Origin of the sequence: Pseudomonas sp. RW10S2, assembly GCF_014268985.1 — a bacterium.
Taxonomy (GTDB): domain Bacteria; phylum Pseudomonadota; class Gammaproteobacteria; order Pseudomonadales; family Pseudomonadaceae; genus Aquipseudomonas; species Aquipseudomonas wayambapalatensis.
This window is the reverse complement of sequence record NZ_JABWRO010000022.1, coordinates 42,774-53,709: the sequence shown is the minus strand read 5'-3', so window position 1 is coordinate 53,709 and position 10,936 is coordinate 42,774. Positions and strand designations below refer to the sequence as shown.

The window sequence follows — 10,936 nt, the reverse complement described above, 5'->3', positions numbered from 1 at the left end:
ATCCTGTGGGAGCGGGCTTGCCCCGCGATGCGCCACTCAGAACTTGTAGTTGGCGCTGACGACTACGCTACGCTGGTCGCCGTAGTAGCAGTAGAACGAATCGCAGGTCGAAATGTAGTCCTTGTCCAGCAGGTTGGTGGCATTGACTGCCACCGAAGCGCCTTTGAGGCTGTTGTCCAGGCGGCCCAGGTCGTAATGCACCGAGGCATCGAACACGGTGTAGGCCTTGGCCTTGCCGAGGTAGGTGTTGCCCTGGTCGCCGTAGGTGTTACCGGTGTAGCGCGCACCGCCGCCGATACCGAAGCCGTCGAGCACGCCGCTGTGCCAGGTGTAGTCGGCCCACAGCGAGGCTTGCTGGTTGGGCATCAACTGCAGGCGGTTGCCTTTGAACTGGCCGTCCTGCACTTCCGATTTCGCCAGGGTGTAGGCCGCGATCACCTTCAGGTTCTCGGTGACATCGGAGATGGCCTCGAGCTCGAGGCCACGTACCTTCACCTCGCCGGTCTGGCTGGTGACGGTCACGTTGCCGATGTTGTTGGTGACCGCGACGTTTTTCTGTGTCAGGTCATACACCGCGGCTGTCAGCAAGGTGTTGGAGCCCGGTGGCTGGTACTTGACCCCCAGCTCCCACTGCTTGCCCTCGGTCGGCTTGAGGCTGTTGGTCGGGTCGATGTCGGCCTTGCTGCTGGGCTGGAACGACTCGGCATAGGACAGATATGGCACGAAGCCCGAATCGAAGACATAGCTGATCGCGGCGTTACCGCTGAACTTCTTGTCGCGCTGGGTGTTGGTTGCATCGCCCTTGTTGAAGAACTTGGTGCCGGTATGCACCCAGTCTTCACGTCCGCCCAGGGTCAGGCGCCAGTTGTCGAGGGCCATCTGGTCCTGTACGTAGAGGCCGGTCTGACGGGTTTTCTGGTCGTAGTCGTAGAACGCCGTGGAGCGATCCGGACGGGTGATGGGCAGGCCATACACCGGATTGTTCACGTTGATCGCCGGCGCACTACCAAAGATAGCCAGGTAGTTGTTGTTCATGCGCTGGTGATCCAGACCGATCAGCAGGGTATGGCTGATGGCTCCAGTGTTGAAGTTGCCCTGGAAGTTGTTATCGACGGCGAACTGGCTGATATCCTCGTCGACATTGGTGGTACCGCGCCCTGTGTTGCCCTGATCGTCCACCACCATCCCGAAGGTCGGGTTGTAGCTGTTGACGGTCACGGTCTGGAACGACAGGTCCGACTTGGTGTAGCGCAGGTTCTGGCGGAACTGCCAGACATCGTTGAAGCGGTGCTCGAAGGCGTAGCCGACGGCGTAGTAGGTGCGGTCGTAGAAGTCGTAGTCCGGATCGCCCAGGTTCTTGTGGTGCGAGATCTTGCCGAACGGCATGTCGATCTTGGTGCCCTGAATCGGGTAGAACTGACTGGTAACGCCAGTATCGTCGCGGGTGAACTGGCTGAGGAAGGTCAGCGAGGTGTCCTCGTCGATGTTCCAGGTCAGGCTTGGGGCGATGTTGTAGCGTTTGTCTTCGATGTGGTCGATCTGCGTGCCGCTGTCGCGGATCACACCGCTGACGCCATAGAGGAATCGGCCTTCATCGTCGATCTTGCCAGTGCTGGCGAAGTTGATCTGGCGATGGTTGTCGCTGCCGTATTGGACTTCGATCTCATGCGCGGCTTCGGCTTGTGGGCGGCGGCTGACGATGTCCAGCAGGCCGCCGGGCGGGGTCTGGCCGTAGACCGATGACGCCGGGCCGCGCAGCAGGGCCAGGCGGTCGAGGTTCCAGGTTTCCGGCTTTGGGTTGGCGTAGACGCCGCGTGGCAGTGGCAGGCCGTCGAGGAACTGGGTCGGCTCGAAGCCACGTACACGCATCCAGTCGTAGCGGGTATCGCTGCCGAAGCTGGCGGAAACGATGCCCGGCATGTACTTCACCGCGTCATCGAGGCTGTGCACGCCGCGGTCGCTCATCTGCTGGCGGGTGGCAACCGAGATCGAGCGCGGGGCCTCGACCAGTGCGGTGTCGGTCTTGGTGCCAGCAGCGGTGCGCTTGGCCAGGTAGCCATCTACCGGGCCCCAGGCGCTTTCGCTGTCGCTGGACGCGTTCACGCTGGTTTCCGGTAGCGCCAGGCTGCCTTCCGGGACGACGACCAGGCTGTAGCTGCCTGCGCTGCCCTGCTGCAGTTGCAGGCCGGTGCCACGCAGGGCGGCCTGCAGGGCGCCGATGCCATTGAAGGTGCCACGGACCGGTGCCGAGGTCCGCCCGCTGGCCAGGCTCGGGTCCAGGGCCAGGGCGATGCCGGCCTCGCTGGCGATCCGGTTCAGGGTGCCGGCCAGCGGTGCACTGGGCAGGTCGTATGCCCGCACGCTGGACTGCTCGGCAGCCAGCAGCATGGGGCTGACCAGAGGGGTGGCAAGGCCTATGGCCAGGGCCATCAGGCTGGGACGCAGGTAAGACTCGACAGCACGGGACATGCAGTGGCTCCTAGACGGATAAGTGCTAACTGCTTCCTTGCCGAGCGAGATTTGGAAAGTGACAGGGGCTATTTGAAAAAAGTTTGCCTGCACGGCTTCGCTGGATTCAGCGAGGCCTTACCGTCACCCACCAGGGCGTCCGCTGTTCGATCTTCACCGGCAGTGCCGGCACCAGCGAGGCCAGTGCCAGATCGATATCGGTCAGCGGGAAGCTGCCGGTCACGCGCAGGTTGGCCACCTCATCTGACACCCCCAGGTGCCCGCTGCGATAACGACCGAGCTCGGCGACCAGGTCTGCCAGGCGCACGTTGTCTACCACCAGCATGCCGCGGGTCCAGGCGTCGGCTCCGGCGCTGACTGGACCTACCAGGCCGAGGCCGTTGCTGTGCATCAAGACTTGCTGGCCCTCGTTCAGCACCTCTTCGTTACCCGTGTTGCGCGGTTGCGCAGCAACCTGGGCCTGCAGCACCTCAAGGCGTGTGCCGGCGGTTTCGCGTCTGACCAGAAAGCGCGTACCCAGTGGGCGCAGTCGGCCATCGTCGGTGCGTACCCACAAGGGGCGCGGATCGTCGTGGCCGGTTTCCACGGAGATTTCCCCCTGGTGCAGCACGATCACCCGCTGTTCGCCCGCGTAGTCGATGTCCACTGCGGTATGGGTGTCCAGGCTCAGCAGCGTGCCGTCCTCCAGGCGCAGGGTGCGCAGCTCGCCGGTTCCGGTACGTTGATCGGCCAGCCAGTAGCTGGGCGCCAGCGATGGGGCGCCGACCCAGGCCAGCAGGCCACCGAGCAGGAACATCCCGGCCAGCCCGCCGCCGAGTTTGCCAACCCGCTGACGCAGGCCGGCGCGTGATTGCAGCAGGGCGTGGCGGGCGGGGCCTGCAGCCGCGCCCACGCGTTGATCGAGCATGCCGAGCTGGAACCAGGCGCGGGCATGCTCCTCGCTGGCGGCGTGCCAGCGCGTGAATTCGTGGCGCTCATCGGCCGTGCCGTCGCCGCCCTCCAGGCACAGTTTCCAGGCGATGGCGGCTTCCAGGACCTTGGCCGAGACCGGCGTATTGCTCACGTCGGCTCCCCGTACAACGCCACGTAGCACTGACGCATGCCTTGGGCGATGTACTGGCGCACCCGCGACACCGACACCCCCAGGCGCTCGGCGATCTCGGCATGGCCCATGCCGTCCAGGCGGTTGTACAGGAACGCCGTGCGTGCCTTGCTCGACAGTTTGCACAGCAGGCGGTCGATGGCCTTGAGGTCTTCGAGGATCAGGTGCTGGGTCTCTGGCGAAGGCTGCTCGGCTTCAGGCAGCAGCGACAGCTCGGCAAGGTAGGCCTGCTCCAGGGCGGCACGCCGGAAATGGTCGAACAGCAGGCCCTTGGCCACGGCGACGAGAAACGCCCGGGGTTCGCGAGGCGTGATCAGTTGCTCGCGGCCGAGCAGGCGCACGAAGGTGTCCTGGCTGAGGTCTTCGGCGCGCTGGCGGCAGGCTGTGCTGCGCTGCAGCCAGGCAAGCAGCCAGCTGCGGTGGTCGCGGTACAGGCTGCCGACCAGCTCGGCATGTGGGCTGTGCGCAGACGACAAAGGCGTTCCCCGGGGAAGAATGCGTTATATAACGATAATGATTCGCGATTGTGGCAGAGGAGGGAGGGGGGATGCAATTGACGCTGGTCAGAATGCCAGCAGGAGCGGATTTACCCGTGAAACGATCACCATCTGCCTACAGGCCATGGCTGTGCACAGCCCGCCGCCGCCACTGCCTCAGCCGCTGTTCCAGTTGCAACGGGCTGTCCAGTTGCTGGCGTCGTGCCTGGCTGAACAGGATCAAGGCCAGTTCGGCGGTGACCTGGGCGTCGGCGCTGGCATGATGGCGCGCCTGTACCTCGAGGCCGAAGCGCGCCACCCAATCGTCCAGGCTTGCTTCACGCAGCACCGTGTCGGGGTTGAGCATAGGCGCCAGTTCCGCCACGTCGATGAACACCTGCTGCAGACGATGGCCCAGGGTGTCCTTCAGGGCGCGGGCCAGCATGCCCTGGTCGAATGGGGCGTGGAAGGCCAGCACCGGGCTGTCGCCAATGAACTCCAGCAACTCGACGAAGGCTTCGGCCGGGTCGGTACCCGCCGCCAGGGCGCTGGGCCCCAGGCCATGGATCAGCACACTGGCGTTGGTTTTCTGCTCGGGACGCCGCAGGGTGCGTTCGAACTGGCGGCCCAGTTCGATGCCGCCGTCCTCGATGGCCACGGCCCCGATCGACAACACTTGGTCGCGATTCAGGTTGAGGCCGCTGGTCTCCAGGTCCAGTACCACCCAGCGCTGCTCGCGCAGCGTCTGCATGCTGGACGGCATCGGGCGCGGCAGCAGCGCCAGGCGCTGGCGCAGGTCGGCGTCGAGAGTGGGCGGGTTGGGGCGCAGCCAGGCGAACAGCTTCATAACTGGTACCGCTGCGCCAGGCTGCTCTGCAGGCGCTGGGCCTGGCGCAGCGATTCACGCAGGATGCGCCGGTCCAGATGGTTGAGGCTGTCCGGGTCGACGCGGTTGGAGTAGGCCAGGTTGTCGCGACTCTGGCGCTGGTGCTGCTGCATGCGGGTCTGCTGGATGAAGTGATAGGCCTCTTCGAAGGCGGCGCCGTCGAGGGCATCGATGACGCCCTTGGCCACCAGTTGGCGCAAGCGTTCCAGCGTGTTGTTGGCAGCGATGCCGTTGGCCAGGGCGAGCAGGCGGGCGCCATCGACGAAGGGGGTCAGGCCCTGGACCTTGAGGTCGAGGGTGGCAGCCTTGTCGTTGCCCTGGCGGGTCAGCACGAACTCGCGCAGGCGCCCGACCGGCGGGCGCTGGCGCAGGGCGTTGTCAGCCATCATGCGCTGGAAGATGCGGTTGTCGGCAACCTGGGCGAGGATGCCCTGGCGAAGCGCTTCGCAGCCTTGCTCGTCGCCCCAGACCACGCGCAGGTCGAAATAGATGCTTGAGCCCAGCAGGTTTTCCGGGCTGGCTTCGCGGATGAAACCGGCAAAGCGCCGTGCCCATTCGGCACGCGACAGGCACAGCTCGGGGTTGCCGGCCATGACATTGCCTTTGCACAGGGTGAAGCCGCACTGGGCGAGGTTGTGGTTGATGTATTGCGCCAGTGGCAGCAGGCGCGCGCGGATGGCATCGGCTTCGGCGCTGTCGCGGGCCTCGAAGAGAATGCCATTGTCCTGGTCGGTGTGCAGGGTCTGCTCGCGGCGTCCTTCGCTGCCGAAGCACAGCCAACTGAACGCCACGCCGGGGTCGCCGCGTTCGGCCAGCGCCAGTTCGATGACCCGGCACACGGTGTGGTCGTTGAGCAGGGTGATGATCTGGGTGATCTGCGTCGAGGAAGCGCCATGGGCGAGCATGCGCTCGACCAGTTGGCCGATCTCGCCGCGCAATGCCACCAGTACCTCCAGGCGCGGCGCGTGGCGGATGGTGCGCGCCAGGTGCACCAGGTCGACCCGCTGCAGGGAGAACAGGTCGCGCTCGGACACCACCCCACACAGGCGACCGTTGTCGACCAGGCAGACATGCGCGATATGCCGCTCGGTCATCGCCATGGCGGCATCGAAGGCGCTGGCCTGGGGGCTGAGGTAGAACGGTGCGGCGGTCATGTGCCGGTCGATCGGTGCGCTGAGTTCGGCGCTGGCGTCGGCGACCACCTGGCGCAGGTCGCGCAGGGTGAAGATGCCGATGGGGAAGCGCTGCTCATCGACGATGGCAATGCTCCCCACCTGTTGTTCGTGCATCGACCTTACCGCGTCGCGCAGCGGCGTGTCGGGCGTGCACACCACCGGGTGACGCATGGCCAGCTCGCCCAGCGGCGTATTGAGCGAATACTGCGTGCCCAGGGTCTCCACGGCGCGCTGGCGCACCTGCTGGTTGACCTGGTCGAGCAGGCTGCTGACGCCACGCAGGGCGAAGTCGCGAAACACACCGGACAACGAGAACACGCGGATGAACGCCGCCTTGTTCAATTGCAGGCAAAAGGTGTCTTCGCCGGCCAGGTGTTCGGTGCGCGTGGCCCGTTCGCCGAGCAGTGCGGCCAGGGGGAAGCATTCGCCGCTGGCGATCTCGAAAGTGGTTTCCACGCCGGGGCCGGTGACATGCTGGCGCTCGCCCATCACCCGGCCCTGCTTGACGATGTAGAAGTGTTCCACGGGTCCGTCGGCAGGCTTGATGATGCTTTCGCCGCTGGCATAGAAACGCAGTTGGCACTGTTCCACCAGGTAGGCGAGGTGGCCCTGTTCCATCTGGTTGAACGGCGGGAAGCGCTGCAGAAACTGCAGCGTCCCCTGGATATTCTGCAGCACCGCTGTCCTGCCGGCCTGGGTGTAGGCGTCCTTTTTGCTCATGAAGCTGACCGTATCGCTACGCCGAACTATATATATCTATCTATAGGTATCGGCTTTGTTGTTTTCGGCCTCCATGGTCGGCTGGCTGCCCGTGGATGCCCATTGGACGTAAGTCTATCGGTGAGAGTCGCTGTCAAGGATCCGACGAAAGGTGGGTAGGCTACGCCGGTTTTCGCGGTCCTAAACCTAGCACGAGATTTTTTTGACGAGATGGCCATGGCTGAGCATGACGAAATACTGAGTGACGCCGAGCGCGAGGCGTTGGCCGTGGTGAGCGCGCCAGTGGCGCCCAGGCCGGTGGTGCTGGTGGTGGACGACAACCCGGTGAACAGCGAGGCCCTGAGCCTGTACCTGAAAAGCCGTGGCATCGACTGCATGGTGGCCGATGGTGCGCAGGAGGCGATGTTCAAGTTGCACTACGAACCGCGCATCGCGCTGATGATCACCGATCTGCGCATGGAGCCCGAGGATGGCCTGGAGCTGATTCGGCAGATTCGCGACTCGGACCGGGCGGCGTTGTCGATCATCGTGGTCTCGGGCGACACCGATGTAAAAGAGGCGGTGGACGTGATGCACCTGGGGGTGGTGGATTTTCTGCTTAAACCGGTGGATCTGGGAAAATTGCTGGAGTTGGTGAAAAAAGAATTGAAGATCGAGTAATGCAGGACTAGGGCTGCTTCGCAGCCCAATCGCGGCACAAGGCCGCTCCTACAGGTACGGCGCAAGCTTCGAACCTTGCACTGTGCCTGTGGGAGCGGCCTTGTGCCGCGATTGGGCCGCAAAGCGACCCCGTCGTAGATGTAACTTACAGCCCGTTACGCGCCTTGAACTCGCGACGGCGGCGATGCAGGACCGGCTCGGTGTAACCGTTCGGCTGCTTCGCACCTTCGACGACCAGCTCGACCGCGGCCTGGAACGCGATGTTGTCATCGAAGTTCGGTGCCATCGGGCGGTACTGGGCGTCGCCCGCGTTCTGCTTGTCGACCACCGCCGCCATGCGCTTGAGGCTTTCCAGCACCTGCGCCTGGGTGACGATGCCATGGCGCAGCCAGTTGGCCAGCAACTGGGCGGAAATGCGCAGGGTGGCGCGGTCTTCCATCAGCCCGACGTTGTTGATGTCCGGCACCTTCGAGCAGCCCACGCCGTGGTCGATCCAGCGGACGACATAGCCGAGGATGCCCTGGGCGTTGTTGTCCAGCTCGTTGCGGATTTCGTCGGCCGACCAGTTGGTGTTGGCCGCCAGCGGAATGGTCAGGATGTCGTCCACCGAGGCCGGGGTACGCGAGGCCAGCTCGCGCTGACGTGCCTGGACGTCGACCTTGTGGTAGTGCAGCGCGTGCAGGGTCGCGGCGGTTGGCGAAGGGACCCAGGCAGTGTTGGCGCCGGACAGCGGGTGGGCGATCTTCTGCTCGAGCATCGCCGCCATCAGGTCAGGCATGGCCCACATGCCCTTGCCGATCTGGGCACGGCCTTGCAGGCCGGTGGCCAGGCCGATGTCGACGTTGTTGTTCTCGTACGCGCCGATCCACTTCTCGCTCTTCATGGCGCCTTTGCGCACCATGGCGCCGGCTTCCATCGAGGTGTGGATCTCATCGCCAGTGCGGTCGAGGAAGCCGGTGTTGATGAACACCACGCGCTCGGCTGCCGACTTGATGCAGGCCTTGAGGTTGACCGTGGTACGGCGTTCCTCGTCCATGATGCCGACCTTGACGGTGTTGCGCGGCATGCCCAGCAGGTCTTCGACGCGGCTGAAGATCTCGGCGGCGAACGCCACTTCTTCAGGGCCGTGCATCTTCGGCTTGACGATGTACACGCTGCCGGTACGGGTGTTCTTGCGGCTGGTGTTGCCGTTGAGGTTGTGCAGGGCGATCAGGTTGGTGAACAGGCCGTCCTGGATACCTTCGGGAACCTCGTTGCCCTGGGCATCGAGGATCGCCGGGTTGGTCATCAGGTGACCGACGTTACGCACGAACAGCAGCGAACGGCCGTGCAGGGTGACGCTGCCGCCGTTGGGCGCTGCGTACTCGCGGTCGGGGTTCATGGTCCGGGTGAAGGTCTTGCCGCCCTTGCTCACGCTTTCGGCCAGGTCGCCTTTCATCAGGCCCAGCCAGTTGCGGTAGACGACGACCTTGTCGTTGGCATCGACGGCGGCGACAGAGTCTTCGCAGTCCATGATGGTGGTCAGTGCCGACTCCATCAGGATGTCTTTCACGCCGGCGGCGTCAGTGCTGCCGACCGGGGTGCTGGCGTCGACCTGGATCTCGAAGTGCAGGCCGTTGTGCTTGAGCAGCACGGCCGTCGGTGCTGCGGCGTCGCCCTGGAAGCCGATCAGCTGGGCGTCGTCGCGCAGGCCGCTGTTGCTGCCGCCCTTGAGGGCGACGACCAGCTTGCCGGCGTCGATGCGATAGCCGGTGGAGTCGACGTGGGAGCCGGCAGCCAGGGGCGCGGCTTCATCGAGGAAGGCGCGGGCGGAGGCGATGACCTTGTCGCCGCGTACCTTGTTGTAGCCCTGGCCTTTTTCGGCGCCGCCTTCTTCGCTGATGGCGTCGGTGCCATACAGTGCGTCATACAGCGAGCCCCAGCGGGCGTTGGCGGCGTTCAGGGCGAAACGTGCGTTCATCACCGGCACCACCAGCTGCGGGCCGGCCATGTGGGCGATTTCTTCATCGACGTTTTGCGTGGTGGCCTGGAAATCGTCGGCTTGTGGCAGCAGATAGCCGATTTCCTGGAGGAATGCTTTGTAGGTCGCGGCGTCGTGGGCCTGACCCTGGCGTGCCTGGTGCCAGGCATCGATCTTGGCTTGCAGCTCGTCACGCTTGGCGAGCAGGGCTTTGTTCTTTGGAGCGAGGTCGTTGATGATCTTCTCTGCACCGGCCCAGAACTGCTCGGCGACGATGCCGGTCCCTGCAATGGCTTCGTCGTTGACGAAGTCGTACAGGACCTTGGCGACCTGAAGGCCACCGACTTGAACGTATCCAGTCATTGCTTGCCTCACTCTGCTCAGCTATTTCGCTCTTCTGTATTAAGCCTGTAGCGCTTCTCTAAACACGCGGCCAGTACATGCCCTCGTCATGCAGCCCGAGCGCGGCTGGGTGCGGCCTGCCAGACAGGCTGGCGGGCGATTCGCGTATTTTCACAGGCGCCTTGGCAGACATCCAAACGACGTTTTGTAGTCCGCGCTGGCGCATACTACATGATGCAGTAGGCGGGTGAACATCAGACTAAAAGCGTCGTTGTGCGACCTATTGGTCGCATCGGGTCACACTGGAAGGCAGTATGTTCGCAAAAAACCTGTGGATTGTTCCAGATAAATCTCTAAACGGTACACGATTTGTTGCGTGGTCCGCCCTGCGGCAGGTTGCCGCGCCTTGCCTATACTGATTCGATGCCCTTGTACGCGCAGGTAGAGGAGTGGCCCGTGGATCATCTTGTACTCACCGTGATCGCCCCTGACAAGGCCGGACAGGTCGAACGCATCGCCCAGTGCATCGCCGATCACAACGGCAACTGGCTGGAAAGCCGCATGTCGCGCATGGCCGGGCAGTTCGCCGGGATCCTGCGGGTTGCGGTGCCGGCGGAAAACTACGACGAGTTGGTCGAGTCGCTGCAGAAGCTGGGCGATCATGGCATTCGCGTGCTGATTGCCGAGAGCGGCATCGAGCCGTCCTGCACCTGGAAGCCGATCGCGATGGAGCTGGTGGGCAATGATCGCCCGGGGATCGTTCGCGATATTACCCGGCTGCTGGCGGATCAGGGGGTCAACCTGGAGCGCTTTACCACCGAGGTGCGTCCGGCACCGATGAGCAGCGAGCCGCTGTTCCACGCCGATGCCTTGCTGGCCTTGCCGCTGACCTTGTCGCTGGATGACCTGCAGCAGAAGCTGGAAAGCCTCGCCGATGACCTGATGGTGGAGTTGAAGCTCAGGCCGGAGGAATAGCAGGTTATCCCCGGTTTAACGGGGAAGCCCCTGTGGATAACCTGAGGGTACTCCCCGCCAGCCCCGACCAATCGCGGGCTGCACCGGATTGAGCAAAAAATGTCCATATTTCAGGGGGTTGTGCACAAAGCACGGGGATCAGGGTGTGGATAACCTCTGGAGACCTTGCTG

Annotated in this window: 8 protein-coding genes; 2 read left to right on the top strand and 6 right to left on the bottom strand. The window is 64.0% G+C overall.

What is annotated here, in order from left to right; genetic code table 11:
* Positions 1–36: 36 nt before the first annotated feature.
* The 5 genes from HU729_RS07465 to HU729_RS07445 form a co-directional block, all read right to left on the bottom strand.
* A complete protein-coding gene (locus tag HU729_RS07465; protein WP_186709404.1) occupies positions 37–2,469 on the bottom strand; it encodes a TonB-dependent siderophore receptor in 2,433 nt (810 codons plus the stop codon).
* 106 nt (positions 2,470–2,575) lie between these two features.
* Positions 2,576–3,532 carry a FecR domain-containing protein gene (locus HU729_RS07460; RefSeq protein WP_186709402.1) on the bottom strand — a complete coding sequence of 319 codons (957 nt, stop codon included), beginning with the start codon at positions 3,530–3,532 and terminating at the stop codon, positions 2,576–2,578.
* Positions 3,529–4,047, bottom strand: a complete 519-nt coding sequence (locus tag HU729_RS07455; protein ID WP_186667501.1) for an RNA polymerase sigma factor — start codon at positions 4,045–4,047, stop codon at positions 3,529–3,531. The genes HU729_RS07460 and HU729_RS07455 overlap by 4 nt, the downstream gene beginning before the upstream one ends.
* A 136-nt stretch (positions 4,048–4,183) precedes the next feature.
* A complete protein-coding gene (locus HU729_RS07450) occupies positions 4,184–4,894 on the bottom strand; it encodes a 3'-5' exonuclease (protein ID WP_186709401.1) in 711 nt (236 codons plus the stop codon).
* Positions 4,891–6,828: a putative nucleotidyltransferase substrate binding domain-containing protein gene (locus HU729_RS07445; RefSeq protein ID WP_186709400.1), complete on the bottom strand. Its 1,938-nt coding sequence runs from the start codon at positions 6,826–6,828 to the stop codon at positions 4,891–4,893. The genes HU729_RS07450 and HU729_RS07445 overlap by 4 nt, the downstream gene beginning before the upstream one ends.
* A 216-nt stretch (positions 6,829–7,044) precedes the next feature.
* On the opposite strand from HU729_RS07445, the gene HU729_RS07440 reads away from it, so the two are divergent.
* Positions 7,045–7,488 (top strand): response regulator, encoded by a 444-nt coding sequence (locus tag HU729_RS07440; RefSeq protein WP_186709396.1) that lies wholly within the window; start codon positions 7,045–7,047, stop codon positions 7,486–7,488.
* Between the two features lie 145 nt (positions 7,489–7,633).
* Here HU729_RS07440 and HU729_RS07435 read toward each other — a convergent pair whose 3' ends face one another.
* A complete protein-coding gene (locus HU729_RS07435; RefSeq protein WP_186709395.1) occupies positions 7,634–9,811 on the bottom strand; it encodes a malate synthase G in 2,178 nt (725 codons plus the stop codon).
* A gap of 435 nt (positions 9,812–10,246) precedes the next feature.
* On the opposite strand from HU729_RS07435, the gene HU729_RS07430 reads away from it, so the two are divergent.
* Entirely contained in the window at positions 10,247–10,765 is a 519-nt protein-coding gene (locus HU729_RS07430) for an ACT domain-containing protein (protein WP_186667506.1), read from the top strand.
* Positions 10,766–10,936 lie beyond the last annotated feature (171 nt).

Coding starts and splice junctions, on each gene's coding strand:
- HU729_RS07435 (WP_186709395.1), bottom strand. CDS start 9,811: ATGACTGGATACGTTCAAGTCGGTGGCCTTCAGGTCGCCAAGGTCCTG.
- HU729_RS07450 (WP_186709401.1), bottom strand. CDS start 4,894: ATGAAGCTGTTCGCCTGGCTGCGCCCCAACCCGCCCACTCTCGACGCC.
- HU729_RS07440 (WP_186709396.1), top strand. CDS start 7,045: ATGGCTGAGCATGACGAAATACTGAGTGACGCCGAGCGCGAGGCGTTG.
- HU729_RS07465 (WP_186709404.1), bottom strand. CDS start 2,469: ATGTCCCGTGCTGTCGAGTCTTACCTGCGTCCCAGCCTGATGGCCCTG.
- HU729_RS07445 (WP_186709400.1), bottom strand. CDS start 6,828: ATGAGCAAAAAGGACGCCTACACCCAGGCCGGCAGGACAGCGGTGCTG.